The 25,288-nt window shown below is 68.2% G+C and carries 24 protein-coding genes and 7 pseudogenes; 15 read left to right on the top strand and 16 right to left on the bottom strand.

Translation table 11 applies throughout. From position 1 onward, the window contains the following. Window positions 1–87: 87 nt before the first annotated feature. The 3 genes and pseudogenes from AQI94_RS43395 (at window position 88) to AQI94_RS32280 (ending at window position 2,049) form a co-directional block, all read left to right on the top strand. Complete coding sequence (locus tag AQI94_RS43395) at window positions 88–558, top strand: MaoC/PaaZ C-terminal domain-containing protein (protein ID WP_051832796.1); 471 nt, start codon at window positions 88–90, stop codon at window positions 556–558. Between the two features lie 250 nt (window positions 559–808). After that, window positions 809–1,051: an nSTAND1 domain-containing NTPase gene (locus AQI94_RS32275; protein ID WP_031057147.1), complete on the top strand. Its 243-nt coding sequence runs from the start codon at window positions 809–811 to the stop codon at window positions 1,049–1,051. A gap of 105 nt (window positions 1,052–1,156) precedes the next feature. After that, a pseudogene (locus tag AQI94_RS32280) lies at window positions 1,157–2,049 on the top strand (helix-turn-helix domain-containing protein). A gap of 29 nt (window positions 2,050–2,078) precedes the next feature. On the opposite strand, the gene AQI94_RS32285 reads toward AQI94_RS32280, so the two are convergent. Further along, window positions 2,079–2,426: a hypothetical protein gene (locus AQI94_RS32285; protein ID WP_031057148.1), complete on the bottom strand. Its 348-nt coding sequence runs from the start codon at window positions 2,424–2,426 to the stop codon at window positions 2,079–2,081. A gap of 217 nt (window positions 2,427–2,643) precedes the next feature. After that, window positions 2,644–3,111, bottom strand: a complete 468-nt coding sequence (locus tag AQI94_RS32290) for a hypothetical protein (protein WP_225890340.1) — start codon at window positions 3,109–3,111, stop codon at window positions 2,644–2,646. Between the two features lie 140 nt (window positions 3,112–3,251). Between AQI94_RS32290 and AQI94_RS32295 the strand changes: the two genes are divergently transcribed. Then, window positions 3,252–3,638, top strand: a complete 387-nt coding sequence (locus tag AQI94_RS32295) for a hypothetical protein (protein WP_031057150.1) — start codon at window positions 3,252–3,254, stop codon at window positions 3,636–3,638. Beyond that, window positions 3,635–4,230: pseudogene (locus AQI94_RS32300) on the top strand (ATP-binding protein). Before AQI94_RS32295 ends, AQI94_RS32300 begins: the two are co-directional and overlap by 4 nt. A gap of 371 nt (window positions 4,231–4,601) precedes the next feature. On the opposite strand, the gene AQI94_RS32305 reads toward AQI94_RS32300, so the two are convergent. Further along, window positions 4,602–5,480, bottom strand: coding sequence for a YwqG family protein (locus AQI94_RS32305; protein ID WP_031043826.1), 879 nt, complete (start codon window positions 5,478–5,480; stop codon window positions 4,602–4,604). Window positions 5,481–5,953: 473 nt separating this feature from the next. On the opposite strand from AQI94_RS32305, the gene AQI94_RS44305 reads away from it, so the two are divergent. Then, the gene (locus AQI94_RS44305; protein WP_199814316.1) at window positions 5,954–6,100 is read left to right on the top strand and encodes a hypothetical protein; all 147 of its coding nucleotides are present in this window, start codon (window positions 5,954–5,956) and stop codon (window positions 6,098–6,100) included. Window positions 6,101–6,185: 85 nt separating this feature from the next. Here the strand turns inward: AQI94_RS44305 and AQI94_RS32310 are convergent, their stop codons facing one another. Then, window positions 6,186–6,587, bottom strand: coding sequence for a hypothetical protein (locus AQI94_RS32310; protein ID WP_051832102.1), 402 nt, complete (start codon window positions 6,585–6,587; stop codon window positions 6,186–6,188). A 246-nt stretch (window positions 6,588–6,833) separates the two neighbouring features. Between AQI94_RS32310 and AQI94_RS32315 the strand changes: the two are divergent. Continuing rightward, window positions 6,834–7,154 (top strand): annotated as a pseudogene (locus AQI94_RS32315) (RNA polymerase sigma factor); the annotation flags it as partial. Window positions 7,155–7,445: 291 nt separating this feature from the next. Here AQI94_RS32315 and AQI94_RS32320 read toward each other — a convergent pair. Next, the gene (locus AQI94_RS32320; protein ID WP_031043820.1) at window positions 7,446–8,696 is read right to left on the bottom strand and encodes an FAD-dependent monooxygenase; all 1,251 of its coding nucleotides are present in this window, start codon (window positions 8,694–8,696) and stop codon (window positions 7,446–7,448) included. Between the two features lie 72 nt (window positions 8,697–8,768). Here AQI94_RS32320 and AQI94_RS32325 point away from each other — a divergent pair, with 72 nt between their 5' ends. The 4 genes and pseudogenes from AQI94_RS32325 (at window position 8,769) to AQI94_RS32340 (ending at window position 12,715) form a co-directional block, all read left to right on the top strand. Beyond that, on the top strand, window positions 8,769–9,395 hold the full coding sequence (locus AQI94_RS32325; RefSeq protein WP_031043817.1) for a TetR/AcrR family transcriptional regulator C-terminal domain-containing protein: 627 nt from the start codon (window positions 8,769–8,771) through the stop codon (window positions 9,393–9,395). 122 nt (window positions 9,396–9,517) lie between these two features. After that, on the top strand, window positions 9,518–10,288 hold the full coding sequence (locus AQI94_RS32330) for an IS5/IS1182 family transposase (RefSeq protein ID WP_031043815.1): 771 nt from the start codon (window positions 9,518–9,520) through the stop codon (window positions 10,286–10,288). A 364-nt stretch (window positions 10,289–10,652) separates the two neighbouring features. Further along, window positions 10,653–11,742 (top strand): annotated as a pseudogene (locus tag AQI94_RS32335) (Cmx/CmrA family chloramphenicol efflux MFS transporter). Continuing rightward, window positions 11,739–12,715: pseudogene (locus AQI94_RS32340) on the top strand (IS481 family transposase). Before AQI94_RS32335 ends, AQI94_RS32340 begins: the two co-directional pseudogenes overlap by 4 nt. 24 nt (window positions 12,716–12,739) lie before the next feature. Here the strand turns inward: AQI94_RS32340 and AQI94_RS32345 are convergent. Further along, window positions 12,740–14,503 (bottom strand): thiamine pyrophosphate-dependent enzyme, encoded by a 1,764-nt coding sequence (locus tag AQI94_RS32345; RefSeq protein WP_031043811.1) that lies wholly within the window; start codon window positions 14,501–14,503, stop codon window positions 12,740–12,742. Window positions 14,504–14,516: 13 nt separating this feature from the next. After that, the gene (locus AQI94_RS32350) at window positions 14,517–16,100 is read right to left on the bottom strand and encodes an FMN-binding glutamate synthase family protein (RefSeq protein ID WP_031043806.1); all 1,584 of its coding nucleotides are present in this window, start codon (window positions 16,098–16,100) and stop codon (window positions 14,517–14,519) included. Between the two features lie 645 nt (window positions 16,101–16,745). Between AQI94_RS32350 and AQI94_RS32355 the strand changes: the two genes are divergently transcribed. Then, a complete protein-coding gene (locus AQI94_RS32355; protein ID WP_031043802.1) occupies window positions 16,746–17,768 on the top strand; it encodes an LLM class flavin-dependent oxidoreductase in 1,023 nt (340 codons plus the stop codon). A gap of 272 nt (window positions 17,769–18,040) precedes the next feature. On the opposite strand, the gene AQI94_RS32360 is transcribed toward AQI94_RS32355, so the two are convergent. The 3 genes from AQI94_RS32360 to AQI94_RS44805 are packed head-to-tail and all read right to left on the bottom strand — an operon-like array spanning window position 18,041 to window position 19,874. Continuing rightward, entirely contained in the window at window positions 18,041–18,505 is a 465-nt protein-coding gene (locus tag AQI94_RS32360; protein WP_031043800.1) for a hypothetical protein, read from the bottom strand. Further along, window positions 18,502–19,716, bottom strand: a complete 1,215-nt coding sequence (locus AQI94_RS32365; RefSeq protein ID WP_078902703.1) for an IS256 family transposase — start codon at window positions 19,714–19,716, stop codon at window positions 18,502–18,504. The genes AQI94_RS32360 and AQI94_RS32365 overlap by 4 nt, the downstream gene beginning before the upstream one ends. Next, window positions 19,704–19,874: a hypothetical protein gene (locus AQI94_RS44805; RefSeq protein ID WP_158806238.1), complete on the bottom strand. Its 171-nt coding sequence runs from the start codon at window positions 19,872–19,874 to the stop codon at window positions 19,704–19,706. Before AQI94_RS44805 ends, AQI94_RS32365 begins: the two co-directional genes overlap by 13 nt. Window positions 19,875–20,112: 238 nt before the next feature. On the opposite strand from AQI94_RS44805, the gene AQI94_RS32370 reads away from it, so the two are divergent. Further along, the gene (locus AQI94_RS32370) at window positions 20,113–20,964 is read left to right on the top strand and encodes an NAD(P)H-binding protein (protein ID WP_199814315.1); all 852 of its coding nucleotides are present in this window, start codon (window positions 20,113–20,115) and stop codon (window positions 20,962–20,964) included. A 130-nt stretch (window positions 20,965–21,094) separates the two neighbouring features. Here the strand turns inward: AQI94_RS32370 and AQI94_RS32375 are convergent, their stop codons facing one another. The 4 genes from AQI94_RS32375 to AQI94_RS44810 form a co-directional block, all read right to left on the bottom strand. Beyond that, window positions 21,095–21,442 (bottom strand): hypothetical protein, encoded by a 348-nt coding sequence (locus tag AQI94_RS32375; RefSeq protein ID WP_031043795.1) that lies wholly within the window; start codon window positions 21,440–21,442, stop codon window positions 21,095–21,097. Between the two features lie 57 nt (window positions 21,443–21,499). After that, window positions 21,500–21,811, bottom strand: coding sequence for a WhiB family transcriptional regulator (locus AQI94_RS32380; RefSeq protein WP_404817941.1), 312 nt, complete (start codon window positions 21,809–21,811; stop codon window positions 21,500–21,502). Window positions 21,812–22,060: 249 nt separating this feature from the next. Then, window positions 22,061–22,822, bottom strand: coding sequence for an ECF subfamily RNA polymerase sigma factor, BldN family (locus AQI94_RS32385; protein ID WP_051832105.1), 762 nt, complete (start codon window positions 22,820–22,822; stop codon window positions 22,061–22,063). Window positions 22,823–22,911: 89 nt separating this feature from the next. Next, complete coding sequence (locus AQI94_RS44810) at window positions 22,912–23,424, bottom strand: RNA polymerase sigma factor (protein WP_158806236.1); 513 nt, start codon at window positions 23,422–23,424, stop codon at window positions 22,912–22,914. A gap of 680 nt (window positions 23,425–24,104) precedes the next feature. On the opposite strand from AQI94_RS44810, the gene AQI94_RS32395 reads away from it, so the two are divergent. Beyond that, entirely contained in the window at window positions 24,105–24,494 is a 390-nt protein-coding gene (locus AQI94_RS32395; protein ID WP_159050650.1) for a hypothetical protein, read from the top strand. 39 nt (window positions 24,495–24,533) lie between these two features. On the opposite strand, the pseudogene AQI94_RS45970 reads toward AQI94_RS32395, so the two are convergent. Both AQI94_RS45970 and AQI94_RS32400 read right to left on the bottom strand, forming a co-directional pair. Further along, window positions 24,534–24,629: pseudogene (locus AQI94_RS45970) on the bottom strand (IS5/IS1182 family transposase); the annotation flags it as partial. Window positions 24,630–24,660: 31 nt separating this feature from the next. Beyond that, on the bottom strand, window positions 24,661–25,026 hold the full coding sequence (locus AQI94_RS32400; protein WP_031043782.1) for a hypothetical protein: 366 nt from the start codon (window positions 25,024–25,026) through the stop codon (window positions 24,661–24,663). Between AQI94_RS32400 and AQI94_RS32405 the strand changes: the two are divergent. Next, window positions 25,027–25,288, top strand: a pseudogene (locus AQI94_RS32405) (hypothetical protein); the annotation flags it as partial.

Genomic DNA, 25,288 nt, shown 5'->3' on the forward strand with positions numbered 1-25,288 from the left:
TCAAGACGCGGCCAGGTCCGGTGCCGAGCCGGACGTACCGCGAGACCGTCAGGACGACGCAAGGCTTGCGCCGGCATCGAGTGGGTGGTGAGTACCGTGCTGTACGCCGAGGAGCTTCGGCCCGGGGCCGTGTTCGACCTGGGGAGCGCCAAGGTGTCCCGGGAGGAGATCCTCGACTTCGGGCGTCGGTTCGACCCGCTGCCCCTGCACACGGACGAGGACGCGGCGGCCGAAAGCCGCTTCGGGGGCCTCATCGCCAGCGGCTTCCACACTCTGGCGGTCCTGCAGCGCCTCGCGGTGGACATGCTGTTCTCGCACGCCGCCGTCATCGCCGGCCGGGAGATGGGCTCCATTCGCATGAGGGCGCCGGTCCGTCCCGAGGACGTGCTGCACGGCTCGATGGAGATCGTGGACGTCCACGCCCGCAACGACGGCACCGCCGTCGTCCACAGCCGGGGCACCCTCACGAACGACTCCGGCGCGGTCGTCCTGGAAATCGAAGGGAAGACGCTCTGGGAACACCGACGACCGGGCGGCACGGAAAACGGCGCGGCTTGACAGCGGATCGGACGGCGGCTGAACGGCGCCGTCTATGACCGACGGACGCAACGGAACCAAGCTACGGGCGCGGGACGCCTCGGACAGCGAGCGGGGACGCCACGAGACGGTGAAGACTCGAAGAACCGCTGAACGGAGACGAACTTGGAGAGTCTCTTCCAGGGCGGGCTGAGAGGTAGCGACCGTGACGTGGGCGAACTCTCGCCGCCCGAGCCGGAGCCCGGCTCGTTGTCGAGCGCTCTCACACGCCATGCTGGAGACCTGGCGCCGACGTCGCGACCGCACCCTCACGCCGGCAGCGTACGAGGAGTCCGGCGGCGTGCGCGGGACGGTCGCCGCGAGTGCCGAGCAGGTCTACGGCGAGCTCACGCCGGAGCAGGCCGGCACCGCCCGCCGCATCCTGCTGCGGCTGACCAGAGTGGGATCGCTGGTCAGCCGAGGAGAGGCGCGGACGACTTCGGCACGTCCGGTGATGGGTCCCGCAGACCGCTGAGCGCCAGGACCGTCATCACTAGTGCTGTGACCGCATAGGTTCGCCGGGTTGGTGGTCGTGGCGGTTGGATGTGCGGTGACGTCCGATCCGACTGCTGGAGGCGCGGTGGCCGAACCTGTCCGTGTGCGCAGACTGACCGACCAGGAGGGGCAGAAGCTGCAGCAGATCGTGCGCCGGCGCTGCACCAGCTCGGTGTGCTACCGGCGCGCGACGATGCTGCTGGCCTCGGCCGGCGGGAACCGCGTGCCGGTGATCGCCCAACTGGTGCAGGCCGACGAGGACACCGTGCGTGATGCGATCCACCGGTTCAACGAGATCGGCCTGGCCTGCCTGGACCCTCGGTGGGCGGGACGCCGTCCCTGCCTGCTCAGCACTGACGACGAGGACTTCGTCATCCAGACGGCCACCACCCGCCCCACCAAGCTGGGCCAGCCTTTCACCCGCTGGTCCCGGCGCAAACTCGTCGCCTACCTGCGCAAAGTCCACGGCCGGATGATCCGCTGCCGGCCACCTACCACCGCACCCATGGGGTGCGCTACTTTCACGGCTGCTACTCGGTCGGCGACGACCGTCTGTGGGGTGTCAACCGCCGCAAGAAAGGGGCCGCGAACACGCTGGCCGCGCTGAAATCGATCCGCGCCGCCCGGCCCGACGGCGCCCCGATCTACGTGATCCTGGACAAACTGTCCGCCCACAAAGGCGCCGCCATCCGCCGCTGGGCCAGGAAACACAAGGTCGAGCCGTGTTTCACCCCGACCTACGCCTCGTGGGCGAACCCGATCGAAGCGCACTTCGGACCACTGCGGCAGTTCACCATCACCAACTCCAACCACCCCAACCACACCGTCCAGGCCCGGGCCCTGCACGCGTACCTACGCTGGCGCAACGCCAACGCCCGTCACCGCGACGTCCTGGCCGCCGAACGCAAGGAACGCGCCCGCATCCGCAGCGAGAAGGGCATCCGCTGGGGCGGACGCCCCTTCGCCGCCGCGACCTGAAGAGTTCGGCGACCTATGCGCTCGCAGCACTAGCCCGTCGAACTGACCAAAGTCTCGAAGCCCGAGCTGTCGCAGTAAGACACTGCACGCCCCTCAGCCCCGATGTCGCCGCCGACCGCATTGACGGTGTCATCGAGGATGCGGTTGCCACCATGTTCAATGCCTTCCCGGTCAAGCCTTTTCGAGGCGTCGATGACCGCATGCCCTGCTGATTCGGCGTTGTCGAACTCGGGCGACTGGACATTCTGCCCATCACTGGCGTCTGCAACGCTCGCTGTCGTGGCGCGCTTGGCGTCCTGCCAGGACCCCAGCTTGGTGCAGTAGTCCCGCTGCCACTCCTTGGCCTGCGCTGGATCGCCTGACGAGCAACTGCTCATCAGGACAGCGGCAACGACAACGGCCGCTGCTCGCCTGACTGCTCGTGTACTCGTACCGCGATGCTGCATGGACACGCCCTCCCCGAAGCTGCCGACACGAAGTATGGATCACGAGGGTGTCAGCTTGCGCTGATCTACACGCATCAACAGCGCCAGCTCGGCGGGGAGTAGGTGCATGCTCAACCCGGCGCACCTATGCGGTCACAGCACTAGCCGTTCACTGGCCGACGGACTCCGCCCGGAGCAGGTCGGGGCGGGCTTCAGCAAGGTCGAAGGCCCGCTTGAGGCCCTCCAGGAGGGCGGGCTCGATCCAGTAGACGCGCCTGCGGTCGTCCCGCTCCAGGAGGTTGGACCGGTTGTCGGGGCCGACCCGGCGCCGTACCGCACGGATGCTGGCGAGCGTGCCGCCGATCCGCTTCGGGTCGATCGGCATCTCGGGGTGTACGGCGAAGTGGTCCTGGACTTCTTCGTACAAGGCGGTGCCGCCCACTTCGACCAGGCGGCGCAGCACGGCCCGGGCGCCGGGCACCACGGCGGCGACAGTGTCGAACAGCATCCGCTCCGTCCAGCCCTGCCCCATGTCCTCACCGCTCAGGCTCTCCGGGCCCGGCCGGGGCACCGCCGCGGGGGCGTCGGGCCAACTGCTCGCCACAGCGGCGGGGTTGAGTCCGTAGGCGGCCTGCACGGCCGCGATCGCCTGCTCGTAGGTGTCGGTCAGCGTGCGAAAAGGCTCGTTATTACAGACAGCTGGTGGCGGGCCCGGGTCACCGTCGCAGCGCCTTCGAGCGGGGTGCCTGCGGGGCGTAACTCCTTACGGCTTTCCAGATGCGGACGCCGATCTGGTGCCGCGGCCAGGCATCCCAGGTCGGTGACGCCCGCCGGGAGGTGATCGACGAGCTCCTGGAGGTCAACGCCCTCTTCCGGCTCCGGGCCGCCCAGGAGGTGCTCGGACCGCGCAAGAAGTACGGCGACGCCCCTCTGGAAGCGGCCTGCAGAAAGGCGATCACGGTCGGCGACCCGTCCTACCGCACGGTCAAGGGCATCTTGGTCGCCGGCACCGAGACCGACCCGGAACCCGAGACCGGCGACGGCGGAGCCTCGGCCTTCCTGCACGGGCCCGAGGGTCTGTTCGCGGCCACCGTCCCCACCCAGATCCCCGGCGGCGTCCACGACGACCCGGGCCGCGATGACGCCGAGGAGGCCGCCCGGTGAGCGTGATGTACACCGCCCTGCGTGACTCGCTCAAGACGCTGCGGCCGTCCGGGATGCTCGAAACCCTCGACGCCCGACTCACCCAGGCCCAGAAGGGCGAGCTCGGGCACCTCGACTTCCTCCAGGTCCGTTGCCACGACGAGATCACCCGGCGTGAGTCCGTCGCGCTTGAACGCCGCCTGCGCAAGGCCAAGTTCGAGCAGCAAGCCACCCTGGAGGGCTTCGACTTCAGCGCCTCCTCGAACCTGCCCGCCGCCCAGATCCGTGACCTCGCGGCCCTGCGCTGGCTCCACTCCGGCGAGTCCGTCATTTTGTTCGGGCCGGTCGGCGTCGGGAAGGCGCACGCCGCCCAGGCCCTGGGCCACCAGGCCGTCCGCCAGGGTGCCAACGTCCGCTTCGCGAAGACCAGCCGCATCCCGGCCGAGCTCGCCGGCGGCCACGCGGACCGTACCTGGGACAGGCGCATGCGCGAACGTCGCCGAGTCGCTGCTGGGACCGGCTGATCAACTCCAGCCACCAGGTGATCATGAACGGCCCCAGCTACCGGCCCAAGGGACCCGCCGACAAGCCGGGCACATCCTCGAACAGTTGATGCGATCCCAGTCCGCCGATGTCACGGGTCCTCGCTACTCTCACCGCGCCGAGATCAAGGAGGATCGGGTGCTTGAAGGCGTACTGATCGCGGAAAGTTCGCGGGTCGGAACCGAGCTGGCCGGAGTCCCGCCGCACATCACCAAGATCGCCAGAGTGGAGGTGAACAACACGGCTGCCCACGCAAGCAGGCGGGAGGCCGTCGGCAGGCGCAGGACTACGCGCGCTCCATCGGAATCCCCGAGCCGGACTGGCCGGACTGACCCATCGGGCCCCGCGTCACCAGCGGGGCCCGACTGCTGCTACGGCCACCACCTGGGGAATTACATGAACACGGAGGGTGGGGAATTGGCTGACCGTCGACAGCCCCCTTTACGAGCAGTCGAACCAGTGGGTGTAGGGCCGGTCGGGACACTGTTGGCAGATGAAGAGGTAGATGCCGCCCATGTCACCGAACATCAGGCCCGGGGGGCTCTGGATCAATCGACGGTCTTCGTAGGGGAGGTCCCAGATGGTGCCACTATCGGGTGTGTCCTCCACGGGCAGCCAGGTACGCCATGAGGCCCCGTCGAACTCCGCGCTGTTGACGGTGAGGAGGTGGGCCATGCGCTGACCGCAGGCCGAGCAGTCGGGCCAGAACGGCTCCTGCGTCCACGTTGGGTATCCGCCGACCTTGACACCGTCGGCCACCGACAGATGCTGCCAATACGAGTAGCCGGTCTCCTTCTCCACTCGATCGAAACGCTCCTTCAGCGCCTCGGCGACCTCGTCGGGCAGATCCCAGCTCGGATAATCGACAACCCGTTCCGGGTGCAGGACGCACGGGTCAGGCAGGTAGTCCTCCTCGGCGCCGGCCGGCCTGGGGTACTCGGTGAGTTCGCCGACGCACGTGGAACTGTCGCGCCAGTAGAGCTTCGGCCGGGGTATGTAGCCGTGCTCGAACGGGCACCACAAGACCTGCAGGACGTCCGTGCCACTGGGAAAGGGCAATTCGGGAACGTCGGCGGCGAACAGCTGGAGCACAGGCACCAGGGGCAACGCACCCGCTCCAGGACTGAATTGACCGTGATCGTCGTCGCAGTGCGGCCAGTCCACGGACTGCGGCCACAGGAGAGGACCACCAAGCGAGCTTTCCCGGGGACCGGGATTTCCCGGTCGCGGATGCAGCCGGACGGTGTCCTTGCGATAGGCGGCGAGCTCGGGAAACAACAACTCCATGTCGAGGGGACGCGGCGGGGTGGTACGAGCCATCTCCGACTCCTAGTCTGACCAGCACGCCGTCGGCTGATGCCGTGGCGAACGGCAGCGTAATGGCTGGGTGTGACAACCCTGCCGTGCGACGGCCTGCTCGCCATCGCCCGACTTTCGGCATTCTCGGACAGAGGTCGTTTCCGGGTGGCGGGCCCCGGACACCAACCGGCCCGTGCGGAGCCCATTTGGTTCGGCAGTACGGGCGGCGCCCCCCGCCCCCGTCAACGCCCACCGCGCATCACGCAACAGCCCCAACGCCCACATACCCACATCACCCTGCGCCGTCAACGCACCGGCAAGGACCTCATCAACCTCCGCCAGCCCCACCCCGGACCACCCCACCCCAGGTGGCACATACCCGCCGTCCGGCGGCGTCTCGATACCCACCGCAGCACCGTAAAGCCCCCACACCCACACCCACGTGCGTCGTGAACGGGAGCAGCGAGCATGAGTGATCGTGAGCCGCAGAAGCCATGGGCACGGCACAGCCGTCCCGGAGCGCCTCCACCTTCCCGTCCACCGAAGAATTCGAGGCCTTCTATCTAAAGTTCACACCCAAGCTGGTCGGTTTCCTCATCAGGCAGGGAGCGCGTCTCTCGATGGCGGCGGAGATCGCCTAGGACAGCGGCAGGAGCCCCCGGCGAGTTCCTCGAATTCGCCGGGGGCGCTCCTGCCCCGGACGTCCTCGGGCGCCCGGGGCCGGGATCAGCACCTCGGCAGCGGGTTTGTCTCGTCGTACACGTCTCTGTCCTTCACGAAGCCCCAGCCACCATGGCTGTAGTGAGGCGTGTCGGCGAGCGTGTAGATCCAGCGGTTGGGGTGCGGGCCGCCGCCGGTGGGGTCACCCTCGTACCGGCAGGTGAACCAGCTGACGGTCCCGTTGAGGTAGCCGACGGTCTGCCCGGCCCACTCCACGCCGATCCCCGGCCTGTTCCTGCAATACCAGTGGCCGTCGACGCCGTCAAAGTTGCAGGAGGCCGCCGCCTGGTTGCTCCCGGCGGGCTGCGCGACAGCGGCACTCGTCATGGTGCCGACGAGGGCGAACGCGCAAGCCAGGGCCCCCGCGAGGCGCCTTGCGCGGGGTGAGGACAAGGTGGACTTCTTCATGGGCACATCCCGGAAGTCGGTGACCTGTGGAGTGCTCCCAACCTCACAGACCGAGGGCGAAACGCCATCAATTCGAGCAGGGTCGAAAGGGGTGTTGTGTGTCTTGGCGGCCCCGTGCGCCCCCAGTTCACTCACGGCTGCCAAGGGGGAAGCTCCATGCGTTCCGTACGAAGAACCCCGCCCTGCTCGCCTCCGCCGCACTGCTGAGGGCCCTGTTGCCCGTCCTGGACGCCTGCCTGGACCCGACGGGTCGCGTCCCGAGAACTCGTCCGGCATCTCAGCCGCGCTGAAGCGGATCTCTGTGAGGACGTTCCAGAGCCTTCCCCGTTGCCTTCCTCACCGGACACGGTTGCGGAGTGGGAGCAGCAGCAGGACCTCCTGCGGCTGCTGGCCGATCTCCCTCCCCGCCAGCGGCAGATCATGGCCTGGACGTACGATGGTCACTCGCCTGCGGAGATCGCCGAAGAGCTGGGCATCAGTCCTGAAACCGTGCGCTCCAGCCTCCGTAAGGCCCGCCTCACGCTTACTGCCCGCTTGGCACCGCGTGAGGAGCGTGTAGACCGATGACAGACCTGTTCGAGCAGTCGGGGGCGGAGCAGAACACGCGGTTCGACGCGGAGCCGGCAGACCTTCTTGACCTCGAGGCCGGCCTGCGTGAGATCTCGCTGGAGAGGAACCAGGCGCAGCCCCCAGCGCAACCTCGTGCTCCTGGTCGACCACGGCGGCCGGTCGCGCGGCCCGGACGGCTCCGTGGGCGCGTGCCAAGAGCCGGCAGGGCGCTGATCACTCTGCATGCCAGCGCCTTCCCTCGTGCTGTGCTACTCGCAACGGCCCTCGGCCCCCGGTGTCCTGCCGCTTTCAGACTGCGCTGATCGGCGCCGGGTTCTCGGGCAGCTGCCAACTGCCGCCGCGATCCTCCTTCGAAAAGCGCGCGGCGAGATCGGGAACGTGCAGGAAGCAGGCCAGTGCGGTGGCGGCCAGGAAGGCGTCGATCGCACGCTGGGTCATCGGCATGCCCAGGCGCAGGAGACGCGGATTCACTTCGCCCTGGATCTCGTCGACGAAGGGCCGCAGCACGCTGTCGTAGCGCGCCAGTGCGGTCGGCAGGTCGCCAGGGTGCCGGTTGATCTCGCCGGCCAGGACGTAGGCGCCCACCAGGCCGCCGGAGATGCCCATGCCGCTGTAAGGGGAAGCGCAGTGGGCGGCGTCGCCGACAAGGACCACGCGGCCCTTGGACCAGGTGTCGGTTCGGACCTGGACGATCTCCTGGGAGTAGAAGAAGGGGCTCGTCTGCATGCCGTCGATAAAGCGCGCGGTCTGCCAGCCCGCATCGCGGAACCTGCTCGCCCAGAACTCCCGCTGGCGCTCGACGGGTTCCCGGTGGATCACCGAGGCCTCCTCGGACTCCTCCCGCATCACGAAGTACACCTGGGTCTCGGACGGGTTGTGGCTGCGGCGCATGATCTGACGGCCGCCCGGGACCATGTAGGTGTCCCGGACGTTGGTGTCCGACGCGATGCGCGGGATGAACCAGTAGGCCATGTGGATGCCGACCCGCCAGTACGGATCGAAGCCCTCCGGGAGGATCGCCTGCCGGATGCGCGATCCCTGCCCGTCCGCGCCGACCAGGAGGTCGAACTCGGCGGAGGACCCGTCGGAGAAGTGCGCGACGACCTTCTGTTCGTCCTGCTCGAAGGCGTCCATGCTCACGCCGAAGAGGTACTCGGTGTCGTCCTTCGACGCGTCGTGCAGGATGCGTACCAGGTCACCGCGCATGATCTCGTACTCGGACGTGAGGGTCTGCCGGCCCTGGCCGGAGGTGTTGGCCATGATCGTCGCCCTGGCCCTGCCGCACGCGTCGACGAAGGCGACTCCCGCTTCGTCCACCAGCTTGCCGCGCACGGCGTCGAGAAGCCCCATCCGCTCGACGGCCTCGATGCCCTGCCCCCGGAGGTCGACCTGCGCCCCGGTGGCACGCAGCGCCGGAAAGCGTTCGACGACCGTCACCCCGTGTCCGCCGCGCGTGAGCCAGAAAGCCAGCGCCTGGCCTGCTATCCCGCCGCCGGCAACAAGGACCCGCAGGGGGCGCGCTCCCGATCCGTTGGCCATGCCCATCACCTCAAAAATCTATCAGTGAATGATTCTTCTCCAGAGTCATCTATCGGTGATAGATTTGTCAACGTGACCAAGGTGAACCGCGAGATCGTCGTCTCCGAAGCGCTCGACCTGCTCGACGAGGTCGGGCTGGACACGGTCAGTACGCGGCGGCTGGCGAAGCGGCTGGGCGTCGAACAGCCCTCGCTCTACTGGTACTTCCGCACCAAGAAGGACCTCCTCGCCGCCATGGCGGAGGCAGCCATGGCACCGCATGCGGCCGCCCCGCTGCCAACGCCCGACGACGACTGGCGCACCTGGTTCCTGGACAACACACGGAGCTTCCGGCGCACCCTGCTGATACGTCGGGACGGCGCACGCCTTCACGCAGGCAGCACCCCCGCCGGCGACCTCGACCGCATCCGCCGCAAGATGGACTTCCTGGTCGCCTCCGGAGTGCCTGAGCGGGATGCACAGATGGCGATGCTGGCCGCCGGCCGTTTCACGGTCGGCAGTGTCCTGGAAGAACAGGCGGACACCGGCCCCGGCGACGGCTCGGATCCACCGGCGGACATGCCTGCGATCGACCACGAGTCGGCATTCGAGGCCGGCCTGACCCTCATCCTGGACGGCCTGGTGCACCGCACCGCGGCGCGGGCCGCCTCCCTGTCGGCAGACGATCGTGTGACGACAGGCGGCCGACGTGTCCAATGAACCCGTGCAATCCGGGGGTTCGCGGCGGCGCGAATCCAATCAGATCCGATGGTGATTACTGACAGGGTTTGACGACAGCTAAAGGGTGTTGCACAAGGCCGTGAACTGGGCATCTCCCATGTATGGCCGGGGTCTTACGTGCTGAGCGAGTGTGGGTGGAGACGTTCACGGGGCTGCGGGTGACGCAGTTCTCGGGTCTGTTGAAGGTGGTGCGGGAGCGGGGCGGCAACGGCACCTTGCGGGGCCGGCCGTGGTCGTTGCCGTTGGCCGAGCGGGTGCTGATGGTGGCGGTGTACTACCGCACGAACCTGACGATGCGGCAGCTGGGCCCGTTGTTCGGGGTCTCTTCCTCCACGGTCTGCCGGGTCATCCAGCGGCTTGGCCCGCTGCTGGCGCTCGAGCCCGTCTCCCGCACGACCGATGCGGAGGACCGGTTGTGGATCGTGGACGGCACCCTGGTTCCGGTCCGCGACAGGAACGTCGGCTCATCGTCACGCAACTACCGGTTCTCCGCGAACGTGCAGGTCATCGTCGATGCCGACACCCGCCTTGTGATTGCCGCCGCCCGCCCGGTGCCGGGCACCACCGCCGACGCACACGCCTGGCGGGCCTCCGGGCTGAGCGGACACTGCCAGGGCGCGACCGTCCTGGCAGATGGCGCCTACCTCAACTGCGGGATGGTCGTGCCGCACCGCAAACGTCCTCACCGGCCCCTGCTGCCGGGCGAGGAGGACGACAACGCCGCCCACCGCAAGGTGCGTGCACGGGTGGAGCATGTGATCGGCCGGATGAAGAACTACAAGATCCTCCGTGACTGCCGGCAGCGCGGCGACGGCCTCCACCACGCGGTCCAGGCCGTCGCCCACATGCACAACCTCGCCCTCGCATTATGACCAGAAGACCGCGGTCACAGGCTCTGACCTGCCCAAACACAACCTTGTGCAACACCCTTTAAGGCTTGTCCCGTAATCGCTGGTCACGCGTTGCGAAACGCCCTCATGTCAGCTTGGGGGCAGCGAGGTCGCCACTGGGTCTCGATGCACAGGTCCCGGATGTACCAGTCGAGACGTGTCCCGCCCTCGCCGTGCGTGTGCTTGGCGAGGATGAACCCCGCCCGCTGCGCGACTGCGGCAGATGCGGCGTTCTCCGGCTCTACCCGAATCGCCGCCTCCTTCCCGCCCTCACCTGCCGCGCACTGGGAGACCAGGAGGACCGGCGGGTGGCCAGGCCGGGCCCCCTCCAGGACGGGAAGAGGCCATAGGCGACATTTTCACAGTCGGGACAGCAGGCACGCTCACATCAGCCTTCGCGGTCGGCATGGTCATCGGCGCCCCCCTCGTGGCCGCGCTCGCCCGCAACTGGCCCAGGCGCTCCAGCCTTCTCGGGTTCATCCTCACTTTCGCGGCAGCGCGCGTCGTGGGCGCCATCACCACCAGCTTTCTGGTCCTGTTCACCACCCGGGTAGTCGCCGCACTCGCGAACGCAGGGTTTCTCGCCGTCGCTCTCACGGCTGCCGCCAAGCTGGTCCCACCCGACAAAAAAGGGACGTGCGCTGGCCGTGCTGCTGTCCGGCACCACGGTGGCCACGATCACCGGTGTCCCTGGCGGGTCGGTACTCAACACGGTGCTCGGCTGGCGGGCCACCTTCTGGGCCGTCGCCGCTCTCTGCCTGCCTGCAGCTCTCGGCATCCTCAAGGCAATCCCGGCGGGACGCGTGAAGCAGGAGGTGACTGAAGGGCCAGCCTTGCAAGCGGAGCTCGCCCAGCTCACCAGGCCGCCGTTGATTCTGATGATGCTACTAGGCGTGTTGGTGAACGCAGCCACATTCGCAAGCTTCACCTTCCTCGCCCCCGTCGTGACCGACGCCGCCGGGCTGGGAGAGTTGTGGATCTCGGTCGTTCTGGTGCTCTTCGGCGCCGGTTCCTTCGCCGGGGGCACCATCGCTGGCCGACTGTCCGACCAGCGTCCCGGTCTGGTCATCGCAGCCGGCGGCCCGCTGCTGCTCATCGGCTGGCCAGCCCTGGCACTGCTGACCAACAAGCCGGTCGCCGTGTTCGCCCTCGTGTTCGTGCAGGGCGCCCTGTCGTTCGCGCTGGGCAGCACCCTGATCACACGGGTCCTCTATGAGGCCGCAGGAGCCTCGACCATGGCCGGCTCGTACGCGACGGCGGCACTCAACGTCGGCGCCGCCTTCGGCCCCCTCATCGCCGCGCCCACACTCAACACCTCAGTCGGAAATATCGGGCCGCTGTGGTCGAGCGGATTCCTGGTCGCTGTTGCGCTGCTCATCGCATTCCCTCTTAGCACAGTGATCGCGGCTGGCCGAAGCGCCGAGGTGCTCCGGTGACGCATGCGAACGCTGCTTTGACCATTGAGGGACGCCGACGGCTCATCGAACGCTGCCGCGCCCGTACGATCGCCCACGTCGCTGCCGAGGCAGGCGTCTCCTGGGCGAAGACGGGCTCGGGGACCACCCGAGTGCCCCGCACTCCTCACCGACCCAGACCCCGCCCGACGTCGTCGAACGGATCGAGCAGCTGCGGCGGGACAACAAATGGTCCGACCGCAGGAGCGCACTCGAACTCATGGACCAGGGGGTACGCATCAGTGAACGTACTGTGGGCCGGTGGCTGGCGCGTCTGGACATCAACCACCGCCGGTTCCTCGACCCCGAAGGCTCGGCCACCCGGCGCCCGTCGAAACGGATCGTGGCCCGCTACCCGGGCCACATGGTCCACCTGGACGTCAAGAAGGTCGGACGCATCCCCGGCGGCGGCGGGTGGCGGGCCCACGGGCGCGGCTCCGAGCAGGCCAGGACCGCCCAGCGTGCGAAGACCGCCTGCGCCAAGGGCGGGTACATCTACCTGCACTCCGCCGTCGACGGATTCTCCCGCCTGGCCTACACCGAACGCCTCCCCGACGAGGAAGGCCGCTGCCACCGTGGGGTTCCTCAGCCGCGCCCGCGCGGTCTTCGCCGCCCACGGCACCCACCGGGTTGTTCGCGTGGTCACCGACAACGGCGCGAACTACTGCGCCGCCGTCTTCGCACGCTCCTTGACTTCGTGGGTCTCTCGCCACCACCGGACCAGGCCTTACACGGCTCGGCACAACGTCAAGGTCGAGCGCTACCAAACCAGCGCATCCTCGCCGAAGAGCTGCTCTACGCCCGGCAGTGGACCTCCGAGGAAGAGCGAGCCCGGGCGATCACGGTCTGGAACGTCCACTACAACCACCACCGACCTCACACCACCGCCGGAAACCGCCCTCCCGCCTCGCGCCTCCACGCGAACATCACCAACGTCATGGCCAGCAACACCTAGGCGTGCCGGGCCTTCACGGTCGCCTCACAGCGTGCTGTCGTCTCCGTGGCTGCGCACGATCTCCTTGACTTTGGCCACGGCGAACCCCCAGCCCTGCTCGACAGTCGGCTTGGCCGGCACCGCGATCTCGTCCGGATTGGTGAGCACGTCGAGCAGCACCGGCCCGTGGGTGTCGAAGGCGCGGCGCACGGCCTTCTCCAGGTCCGCCGGGTCGGTCACACGGATCCCGGGGATGCCCATGGCGGTGGCGACGGCGGCGAAGTCGGGGTTGTCCAGGACGGTGCCGAACTCGGGCAGCCCGGCCTGTTCCTGTTCGAGTTTGACCATGCCCAGACGCCGGTTGTCGAAGACGACGAGCTTCACGGGGAGGTGGTGCGTCTTCAGTGTCATGAGGTCACCGAGGAGCATGCTCAGCCCGCCGTCCCCGCAGAAGGCCACGACCTGCCGCTGGCGGTCCAGGCACTGGGCGCCCAGCGCGTGCGGCATCGCGTTGGCCATGGAGCCGAGGTTGTAGGAGCCGATGAGCCGCCGCTCGCCCCGCATGTCGACGAACCGCGAGAGCCACACCGTCGCCATACCCGTGTCGGAGGTGAAGACGGCATCGTCGTCGGCGATCCGGTTCACCACGGCCGCCAGCGCCTCCGGCCGGATGTCGTGGGTGCGGTTGTCGAGCGAGGAACGCATACGGCCGAGCAGGCCCCGGTCGTGTGCCGGGTCGGCCAGCCGTGCCTGGCCCTCGCGCCACTGCTCGAAACGCTCACGCGCCTTCCCCAGGTGCGAACGGTCCCGCGCACCGTCCGTCCCGGCGGGTACGGCGGTGAGGTGGGTGAGGAGGTCGCGGACAGTCGCGCCGGTGTCACCGACGAGACCGACGTCGACCGGTACCCGCCGCCCGATGTGGGCGGGCTCGGTGTCCACCTGGATGACGGTCTTCCCCTCCGGATACCAGTCCCGGTAGGGGAAGTCGGTTCCCAGGAGCAGCAGGGTGTCCGCATCCTGCAGGGCCGATGCGGCGGCCGGGTTGCCGATCAGCCCGGTCTGGCCGATCTGGAACGGATTGGTGTCGCCCTCGAAGCCCTCCTTCGCCTTGAGCGTGAGCACCATGGGTGCGGCCAGCCGGTCGGCGAGGGCCAGTACGTCCTCGCGTGCGGCGCGTGCGCCCCGTCCCACGAGCAGCGTGACCCGCTCGGAGCGGTCCAGGAGTTCGGCGGCCCGCCGTACGGCGGCCTCCTCGGGCCGGCTGAGCGGAGGGTTCAGGGAGAACCGGGCCGGTCGGTCCGTGGTCAGTTCGCGCTCGCCCAAGTCGCCGGGCACGGTCAAGACAGCAACGCCCTTGCGGCCCAGGGCGTGGCGTACCGCCGTCTCGAGCATCTGCGGCAGTTGGTCGGGAGAGGTGATGGTCGCGCGGAAGACGGCGACATCGCTGAAGAGGGCGTCGTTGTCGACTTCCTGGAAGTAGTCGGTGCCGAGTTCGGCGAGCGGTACCTGCCCGGCGATCGCCAGGACGGGGGTGTGGCTCTTGGCCGCGTCGTACAGCCCGTTGAGCAGGTGCACGGAACCGGGTCCGACCGTTCCCATGCAGACTCCCAGGGTGCCCGAGAGCTGCGACTGGGCGCTCGCGGCGAACGCCGCCGCCTCCTCGTGCCGGCAACCCACCCACTCCAGGTTCTCGGTGGTGCGAATGGCGTCCGTGAGGGGATTGAGCGCATCTCCCACCACGCCAAATACCTGGTGCACGCCGAGTTCGCTCAATGCGTCCACGATGACGCGGGCGACGGTACGGGCCACGTGAATCCTCCAGTCAGACGGTGAATCGGTCGGGGTCGGCGGCCGTCCAGTCGGCCGCCCAGGCGGCAGGCGGCTCAGCGAGCAACTGCCCCGGTTCGAGCCACTCGTACAACTCCGCGTAGGAGCGCTCGGTGTAGGGGTCGACGCGCCGGCGCAGCATGTGCGGGCGCAGGTCGGCGGGATCGGTGACGCCCATGGACGCCATGAGCTGCAGGGCACTGGCCACGGTCGCTTCCTGGAAGCGCTGGACGCGCGGCGTCTTGTCACGGACGTCGAGGGCGCGGGCGCGTCGGGGGTCCTGGGTCGTCACGCCGGTGGGGCAGGTGTTGGTGTGGCAGCGCTGGGCCTGGATGCAGCCGACGGCGAACATCATCGCCCGCGCCGCGTTGCCGTAGTCGGCGCCCTGCACCAGGCGTTTCACCAGATCGGTACCCGTGGCGATCTTGCCGCTCGCTCCGATCCTGATGCGGTCGCGCAGGCCTGCGCCGACGAGGGCGTTGTGCACCGTGAGCAGACCTTCGGTGAGCGGGGTTCCCACGTGGTCGGCGAACTCCAGGGGCGCGGCTCCAGTACCGCCCTCACCTCCGTCCACGATGATGAAGTCAGGGGCCGTGCCCTCCGCCAGCATGGCCTTGCACACGGCGAGGAACTGTCGGCGCGAGCCCACGCACAGTTTGAATCCGGTCGGCTTGCCCCCGGACAGCTCCCGCATCCGTGCGACGAAGCGGACCAGTTCGCGCGGGGTGGAGAACACCCGGTGATACGGCGGCGAGATCACAGTCCGCCCCTGCGGCACATCCCGTACTTTCGCTATCTCGCTATTGACCTTAGCTCCCGGCAGGACCCCACCGATGCCCGGTTTGGCGCCCTGCGAAAGCTTCAGGGACACACACTTGACGTGCTCGTGCGCTGCCTTGTCGGCGAACTCGGCAGGGTCGAACGCGCCGTCCTCGGTGCGGCAGCCGAAGTATCCGGTGCCGATCTCCCAGACCAGATCCCCGCCCGGCCGCAGGTGGTACTCCGACAGACCGCCTTCACCGGTGTCGTGAGCGAAGCCACCAGCCGCCGCGCCACCATTGAGAGCGAGGATCGCATTGGCCGACAGCGAACCGAAGCTCATGGCCGACACGTTCAGCAACGCCATGTCGTAGGGGCGGCTGCAATCGGGGCCGCCGATCCGCACCCGCGGAGGCGTCTTCGGCACCGGGCACGGAGCCATCGACGGCACCAGGAACTCGTAACCGGGCTGATACACGTCCCGTTCGGTGCCGTACGGCTGCTCGGCGTCGGTGCCCTTCGCCCGTTCGTAGACGATGGTGCGGACATCCCGGTCGAAGGGTCGCCCATCGAAGTTCCGCTCGATGAAGTACTGCTGCAGCTCCGGGCGGATCCGCTCCATGAGAAAGCGGGCATGCCCCACAACAGGATAGTTGCGCAGCACCGAATGCCGACGCTGCAGCAGGTCCACCACACCAAGCAGACCTGGCAGGATGAGCGGGACAGCTGCCAGGCCCCACCAGGGCGAGAGACCGACTGCAGCAACGGCCGCCGCCATACCGGCGACCAGAGTCAGAGCGACGATCGCGAAACGTTTCACCCCTGGCTCATTGCCCTGGCTTCACCTTCCAGTCCTGGGGTTTCGTCAAGAAACCTGCAAAGTACGGCCTACTGGCATGACCACGATCCCTGGCAGTGCCCGGCGTACTGTGCCGAGCAACGACCCACCCGCAGCAGATGCGGCCGGGGGGCCGAACAAGCTGCCGCACACCGTCGATGACGGCTGGCGCTGATGCAACGGCCGTCCCTTCAGTGAGCCCGAAGCGCTGGCACGACCTCGTGCCCGAACTGCCGTATCACCGAGTCTGCTGACCGCGAAAGGCGGCACGACGCTGCGGCAGCCCGCATCAGCCCCGCCGCCGCACGGCCCCGGAGGGGGTCGGTCCTCGGGCCAGTTCGTGCCCGGCTGGCCCTACTCGTTTGTCGCCGCACATGAATGGGACCGGAGCCCGCCAAACAGTGGTGGTCGCCGAAGGCCCGCCACATGAGGTATCCACACAGAGGGCTCACCGGTGGGGAGGGCGGCGGAGGCCCTACGGTGAAATGTGCCGGTCGCAGCCGCATGTGCGGGATCGTGACCAGCACCGTCGCCGCGGCCGGGCTCAGCACGTCACGCCCGCCCCCGCTCCGCGCGACCGCAAGCATCGGCGGGGAATGAACGCCGACCTCGATTGTTGAAAGCGGTATGAAAAAGATCGGGTTCCTGTCCTTCGGACACTGGACGCCGTCGCCGTACTCGCAAACGCGCTCGGCAGCGGATTCCCTTCTCCAGGCGATCGACCTCGCGGTCGCCGCGGAGGAGCTGGGCGCCGACGGCGCGTACTTCCGCGTCCATCACTTCGCACGGCAGTACGCCTCGCCGTTCCCGCTGCTCGCCGCCATCGGCGCACGTACCAGCCGGATCGAGATCGGCACCGGCGTGATCGACATGCGCTACGAGAACCCGCTGTACATGGCCGAGGACGCCGGAGCCGCGGACCTGATCTCCGGTGGCCGACTGCAGCTCGGCCTCAGCCGGGGATCCCCGGAGCAGGTCATCGACGGCTGGCGTCACTTCGGGCATCTTCCGGCGGAGGGGGCCACTGACGCCGACATGGCGCGCACCCACACCGAGCGGCTCCTCGACGTACTGACGGGCGACGGATTCGCGGAGCCCAACCCCAATCCGATGTTCTCCAACCCGCCGGGGCTGCTGCGCATCGAGCCCCACTCCGAAGGGCTCAGGGACCGTATCTGGTGGGGCTCCGGCTCGAATGCCACAGCGGCATGGGCGGCCACGCTCGGCATGAACCTGCAGAGCTCGACCCTCAAGGACGACGAGAGCGGCGAACCGCTGCACGTCCAGCAGCGCAAGCAGATCGAGGCTTACCGTGAGGCCTGGCGGGAGGCCGGGCACGCCCGCGAACCGCGGGTTTCGGTCAGCCGCAGCATCTTCGCGCTGGTCGACGACCGTGACCGCGCCTACTTCGGCCGTGAGGGCAATTCCAAGGACCAGATCGGCTACATCGACGCCAACACCCGCGCGATCTTCGGCCGTTCCTACGCCGCCGAGCCCGACATGCTGGTCAAGCAACTCGCCGACGACGAAGCGGTCGCCGCCGCCGACACCCTCCTCCTCACCGTGCCGAACCAGCTCGGAGTCGCCTACAACGCCCACGTGATCGAGAGCATCCTGACCCACGTCGCTCCGGCCCTGGGCTGGCGCTGATCACAGCGGGACCAGGCCCCCTCCCCCGTCTCCGTTCCTGACGCACGCATGCGTCCACCCCGTCCCTCTGGAGCAGCGACCTGGCACGGTTCACCACCATGCCAGGCGCTGTCCTGGCGAAGGCCTGCCGTGACGTTCTTCAGGACGACTCGACGAGACGCGGATGATTGTGCTGGATCTTCAAAGTCAGCCAGCATGAGCGCTTCGTCAGACAGCAAGAGGGCACCTGACGCGAAAAGGAGCAATAGTCAAGAGTTGTGGGTGAGCTGATTTCACTCGCCGTGGTGGGTGAGGCCGATCCTGGCGGTGTTGCGGATCCGCTTCGTGCGGCCGACTTCGGCGAGGAGCTCGACGGCGACCGTGTTCGTCCCGGCGGCGGTCTTGAGCTGGAGCCAGTTGGATGACGCGAGCAGGTCGTCCGGCTGCCAGGGCAGCTTGAGCGTGATGGCGCGGAAGAGCGACCACTCCCGCAAGCGCTGAGTCAGGAAGGGGCGGTCGATCGTGGCCTGGGTCATCGTCTGCGCCCACTCATCGTAAGCGGGGCCGGGGTAGAGGTTGGCGGCTCGACGGTCCAGGTGCCGCAGCACGGCGGACTGGGCCATCGTCTGGTCCCGATCTGTGAGTACGCGGCTGACCAGGTCGACCTCGTCCGTGTCGGCAACGTGCTCCAACTTGTCGAGGTAGGCCACGAAGCGGACGTGCTCGTCCGGGTTGCTCAGGATGTCGTCGACGTTCATGCGGCCTGCTCCTCGCGCTCGACCAGGACGCCGTTCTCGAACCGTGCGCCGGCGCGGACCAGGGACACCAGGTGGGCTCCGGTGATCGCGGGCCATCGCGCCTGAGCGGACTCGACCAGCTTGAACACCATCGCGAGCACGGCCACCGGGCTGCCCGCGCCTCGCGTGACCTCGGTGCGGAGCTTGACCGTGGAGAACGTGGACTCAATGGGGTTGGTGGTCCGTAGATGGATCCAGTGCTCTGCGGGGAAGTCGTAGAACGCGAGTGGTTCGTCCCGGTCCTCGGTGATCTTCGCGACGGCCTTGGGGAACTTTGCGCCGTAGGTCTTCGCGAACGCCTCGATCGCCTTCTCGGCGTGGGTGCGATCCTCGGCGTTGCAGGTCTCCTGCAGAGCCTTCTTCGCGCCGGACAGCGCGGACTTCGGCAGCGAGTTCGAGACGTTCCTTGTTTTGTGAACCCAACACCTCTGGTGCCTGGCCTGCGGAAACACCTCCGCCAGCGCCCTCCACAGGCCCATCACACCGTCGCCAACCACGAGCATCGGGTCGCACAGCCCGCGCCGCCGACAGTCGCGCAGCAGGTCCGCCCAGGACTCGGTGGACTCGCGCAGACCCCCGGTGATCGCGATGAGTTCCTTGGCGCCGTCGACGCGGACGCCCATCAGGACCAGGAGGCAGGAATGCGTCTGGGACAAGCAGATCTTGGGATGGACGGCGTCGGCCCTGACGTAGACGTAGTCGGATTCGGCCAGGTCACCGCGCTGGAAGGCGGCGTGGTCGGCGGTCCACTGCTGCGTCAGCCGGGTCACCGTAGCCGGCGACAGCCCGGCCGAGGAGCCCAGGAACTGTTCCATCACGGGCACGAAGTCGCCCGACAACAGGCCGTGGAGATAGAGCAGCGGCAGCACCTCGCTGATCTTCGGGGACTTCCGGCACCACGGCGCCAGGATCTTCGAGGAGAACCGCTGACGTTCGCCCGTCGTCTCGTCGACCCGCTTGTCGTTCACGCGCGGGGCGGCCACCTCGAGGGGCCCAGCAGCCAGGGCCACAGTGCGCGGCCGGTGCCGGCCGTTGCGGACCACCAGTCGGCGACCGGCCCCGTCACGCTGCCCGCCGAGCTCGGTTATGTACTGGTCCACCTCTGCCTCCAGGGCAACGGTCGGCATCCGTCGAGCGCCCTCGCGGACGATCTCATCGATCAGAAATCGCAGCCGGTATCCGGTTCGTGCGCCGAGCGCAGGGCAGTGGCCAGATGTTCGTCACCGACGCAGTCGGCACACACCCAGCCGTCCGACGACGACCAGCCGCGCACCCAGTCGGCGATCTTCCAGTCGCCCCCCATGAACAGCTCCCCCTCGACACCCGACACACAAACCCTGCACGCTCTGCATCGCAGTCGTCGGCCATCACCCTAGTCGGTGCACACCGTGGCACTGGGCAGCTGGACGAAGAGCCAGGCAGGCGCTCTTTCCAGGCTCAGGATCCTGGGGCTTGGAAAAGGCTTTGACGCGCGGTTCGCTGTTCATCGATGGTGAGCCGGACGTCCGGACCGAGCGGTCACGAACCGCCGCGTCGGCGACGGCTACACCACGGTGAGGGAGTTGTGGATGATTGTTGTGTCGGCCGCTTCGGGGGCTTTCGGCCGACTGGTCATCGACCAGTTGCTGGCCCAGTGCCCCGCTGATCGCATCGTTGCCGCGGTGCGCAATCCCAAAGGGGTCGAGGATCTCGCCGCTCGCGGGGTCCGTGTCCGCCTCGGTGACTACGAAGACCCGGCAACACTGCGCACCGCGTTCAAGGGGGCCGACCGGCTGCTGTTGATCTCCTCTCCGGAGCTGGAACCCTCCCGCCGCGCCGGCCAGCACCAGGCAGCCATCGAGGCGGCCCGCACCGCCGGAGTCGGGGCGATCATCTACACCAGTTTTCTGGGTGCCGACACTCAGGCCCACGGTGTCACCGCAGCTCATCACGCCACCGAGCGCACCCTGTTCGCAAGCGGGCTGCCCCACACGTTGTTGCGCCACCCCTACTACAGCGAGGCATTCCTCAACGCGGGCCTGCGCGCCGCCGTCGCCTCGGGTGAACTGGCCAGCGGCACCGGCGGGCGTGGCATCAACAGCGCTTTCCGCAGTGAACTCGCCGAGGCCGCCGCCCGTGTCCTCACCGAGGACTGCCACCTCGGCCGCGCCTACGACTTCACCGGCAACCTGTGGACCTACAGCCAGCTCGCCCACGCACTCAGCCGTATCTCCGGCAGACCCGTCGTCCACCGAGACCGGCACGGCCGCGCGCCCGGTGCCCAGGGCTGGCTTGAGGACCAGGTCCGTGCCGGCGCACTGGAGCGACAGAGCGACGATCTCCAGCACGTCCTCGGTCACCCAACCGTCACCCTCGACCAGGCCGTCACCGCAATCCTCACCCAGCCCGCCCCACCAGCCGCCCGTCCTGGCCCGGAGTGACCTTCCGGCCCTACGCGATGATGTTGCATGGGAGCAGGAGTGGAGAATGTGCGGGTCCCAACAACCCGGCGTACCTAATCCGTAGTCAAGGGCGAGGCACCACCACGGGGGCCGATGATCGCGGCGATGGTCAGCGTGTAGTCGCTGGCAGAGAGCCCGCCTCGAGTGCGGCATACCGGGCCGCCATCTTGATCCGAATGTCGACGATGGCGTCCGCGGGCAGGTCCTCATACCGCTCCTGAACGTACTGCCAGTTGACGGTATTGGTGTAGGAACTCAGGGCCTGGGTGCTGAGCTTGCTGAACCAGTCGCCTGACCTGACGTCGTCCGGGCTCAGCCCCGTGACGAACTCTCTTAGCTCAGCCCGCTCATGGGCGACAGTCTTCCGGTCCGCGTCATCGCCGACGGCGTCACACGAGCTTCGGTCATGGTCAGTTCTCCCCGGCGGTTGAGCGTGCAGTCCGGACAGCAGATCCAACTGAGCTGAGCGAAGCCATTCGTCGGCGCTCTCGGTGCAACCCGAGATGCGGGGACATCACCTCGCCTGCGGGATGGCAGGCGTGACGACTGGGTCGCGGCCGTGCTCCACGCGGGCCGTTTCCAGCAGGCGCCGCCAGAACGCGACCGTCGGCCGTCGCCGCAGCAGAGCCCGGCGCTCTCGCTCGGTCATGCCTCCCCACACCCCGCATTCAATGCACTGGTCCAGGGCATAGACGAGGCACTCGGTCCGAACGCCGCAGCCGCCGCACAGCGCTTTGGCGCGGTTTTGCGCGGCGCCCTCGACGAACAGGGCATCGGGGTCAGCCGTCCTGCACAGCCCTTGCTCACTCCAGCCCATCTCCGCCATGCCCGACGCTGCCCTCTCCCCTGGCTTGACCTGCGAGTTGCCCAGCGTCCTGGGCAACTCGCATATGACACCACCCCGTTAGAGGAGGACCCTTCTGCCTCTGTCCCGCGGCGTCACACCTTTGGGTGACCATGCTTGCCTCCCGTGCGCGGAGGCGCCACGCACCCCCGGGCAGCCGCGCAGGGAGGGCATCACCCGGGCACCGGCATCCGGAACTCTCTGCGACTGGCCGCGAATGACCCGCGACGATCAGTGGGCGTCGTCCGGTAGCAATCTGGTGAGGGTGCGGATGGCGCGGTACTGGAGGGTCTTGATGGCGCCCTCGCTTGTGCCCATCACGCGGGCGGTCTCGGCGAGCGAGAGCCCCTGGAGGAAACGGAGGGTGACACACTCCTGCTGCCGCGGGCCGAGCCGGCGAACGGCATTGAGCAGATCAGCGTTCGGCAGCAGCAGCAACACACGGTCCTCCGCGGAGGACTCGACCTCATCGGCCTCAAGCAGCTCGCCGGTGGTGACCTCCAGGCGGAAACGGCCCGACTTGAAGTGGTCGGCGATCAGGTTGCGGGCGATGGTGACCAGCCAGGCGCCGAAATCGCGGCCCTGCCAGGTGAACGTGCCGATGCGGCGCAGGGCGCGCAGGAACGTCTCGCTGGTGAGGTCCTCGGCGGTCGTCTTCTGGCCCACCCGGTAGTAGATGTAGCGGTAGACGGTATCGCTGTAATGGTCGTAGAGCTGCCCGAACGCGTCAGCCTCGCCGGCCTGGGCGCGCTCGACGAGGTCCATCATCTGGGCGCTGTCGCGGTCCACGGCCGGACGGGCGGTGCGGGTATCCACCGGTCCAGCCAGGCGCGGCTGCCCGGCCCCACGGCTTGCTGTCTGAACGGCTGCTGTGCAGAGCACGAGCTGTTGTTCATCGACATCGGCTGGTTCGCTGGTGAGGTGTGCGGCTGCCTGCGACGGGGTGGCGATCTGTGTGTCCGCCGTGGGGGTGGCGGGGTGGCTGCGGGCCATAAGCTGCTGAAGTCGCTCGGCGGTTTCCTGCTGGTTGGACCACATTTGCGCCAGGGCGTGACGCGTCTGCGCCAACCGCTCTTCTATGCTCATGTGCATCCCCCTTCCTCTTTGACGTATATCTGGGCGAGGCGGGACAGAGCGCGGGAGACATGGCCCCGCGCTGAGCTGGGCTGTATTCCCATGGCGTCGGCGACTTCCTCGTAAGGCAGATCCAACAGGCAGCGCAGTACGACAGCTTCACGCTGCTGCTCCGGTAAGTCGCGCAGTCTGCGCAGCAGGTCGAGCCGGTCGTCACAGGATGCGGTGGCGTCATCGCGCGGAAGGCGGTCGAAGTCGGTGGGATCGGTGGGCTCTCCCAGCCGCAAATGCTCCTTGTAGATCTTGGCGTGCCGTTGCGCAGCCACCGTGAACAGCCATGCCTGCGGCTTCGGATGCTCTTGGAGGCAGGGCCAGGAACGCAGTGCTTCTTCCATGGTTGTCTGGGCCGCCTCTTCGAGCACATCGTTGCGAGCCCCGCGGGCGAAGAGATAGCGGCGCACGCGCGGTTCGTAGCAGAGGAAGAACGCCTCGAACCCGGTCGCCCGCGGGCGGGGTTGCACGCCGGTCACGGTGTGCCGCACTGGTCGGGGGCCGGCGGGCAGGGCTCGGTGCGGACCTCCACGCTGCGGCGGCCGCCCGGTCCCTGGCGCACGATGAGGCGACTGCCCGGTGGGAGACGCTGCACCAGGGCTACCAGCCCGGCATGCCGTTCCCTCTCGGTGCGTACGGCTTCGCGGCGGCGGATGGCCTCTTTGAGGAGTCCCCACAGGTTCGCTCCGCGGCCGTGCCCGGCTGCCAGTCCGGCAGCGGCGGCAGCAAGTACCGGTGCCGCATCCGTCAGTGTTCCCACGCCGTCTCCGTCCGCCGCCTTCGGGCGACCGCCCGAAGGCGGCCCTCACCACAAGGAAAGGCGCCAGCGGGGCAAAACGCTGCAGGGGGCGCAAGGTTGACGTCGTGTCACCCGGATCTGTCACCTATCGGCCTGTTGCCATGCGCCCTGTTCCGGGGGCTCCCACCCGTCCTGCGCGCTCCTGGCCTGCGGGAACCGGATGCGCGGATGCGCATACCCGCATCGTGGAGTTAAGCCGAGAGATCGCGGTTGTCCCGCGTGCGATCGAGTTCTCCCCATCGTCCGCAACACACGTACCACGCGATGGCCCGCGGCAGCGGCATGCTGCTGCGAGGGCCGTGCCAGGCAGCATGAGGCCTGGGCCCGTGAGTTCACCGGGCTGCCGTGTCAGTGGCCGCGGTTAACCTCGAAGGCACCGCCCTGCTCCAGCAGGCCCCGCAGGACGACCGGGAAGGCCCCGACGCGGAAGAGGAAGAGGAGGACGACTGGCGTGCACGGCGAGAGGCCCAGCAGGTACGCAACTCGGTCGTGGGCCAGTGGCGCAGCGCGGCGGCCAGTCTGCACCGTGCCCACCGCCTCCTTGCTCTGTTTCCCTGGCTGAAGCCCTGGGCCGATGCCGGGATGCGACTCAAGGCCGATCATGTTGCTCTGCTCCAGCAGCAGGCCGGGCAACTGCTCTCCTGGGAGGCGCTCACCGCGGCGGCCGGGGTGGCTGCCATGGACCCCCCGGATCTGCCGGCCGAGGACCCGGCCTTCGCCCTGCTGAGAGCTGTCCCGTAAATGATCTACGGCATGCCGATTGACCAGCGACGCTGCGCCTCATCCGGCGAGGACGAGGCTATGCAAGCGGGCGATGCCGAACACGGCATGGTGAATGCCTTCGTCTTTGAGGCGGTAGTCGCGGAGGATCCTGTAGAGAGCGGAGGGGTGCCGTTGAGACTGAGTGTCAGCGGGGAATGCTCTGCCCGTCTTCGGTGAGGGTCAGTGTGAGGCACCCCAGCCATGCGCCGGATTGCGGGTACTCCCAGTTCTCGGCGTCCGCCAGGACAGCGGGAAGGTCCTGCTTCGGGATGGGGGGACCGGGCTGCTCTCCGAGAGTGCCATCCGGCGCTGTCCAGGGAATGACCCGGCACACTTCAATCCATCCTCTGTCGACGAGGGGAAGGAGGATCGGGACGAGAGCCGAGGCAGGCCCCGAGACCAGCGGCTCGTCGAGGTCACCCCAGACGCCGGGGAGGATGTCGATCTCCGTGGCGTTGATCATGAAGGCGCGTTCAGCGGAGGACAGCTGGTCTGTCGCGGGATAGATCACGTGCAGAGTGTCGCAGCTCAGGAGGACGGCCGCCGAGCGCCCCCGGTGGCTCGCTGTGTCATCGCCGCAGCCGGCCTCGCTCTCCCTCTCCTCATCCCCACATCCGCCTCGGCTGCCACCCACACCAGCCGCTTCGCGAACTACCGCTACGGGGACTGCCTGCGCGAGAATTCCGAAACCGGCCTCAAGGGCGACCGCTGCACCACCGGACGCGGCAGCCTCCTGTGGCAGTGGAACGGCCGCCTCAACACCAACACCACCC

The sequence above is a fragment of the Streptomyces pseudovenezuelae genome (assembly GCF_001513955.1).
Taxonomy (GTDB): Bacteria; Actinomycetota; Actinomycetes; order Streptomycetales; family Streptomycetaceae; genus Streptomyces; species Streptomyces pseudovenezuelae.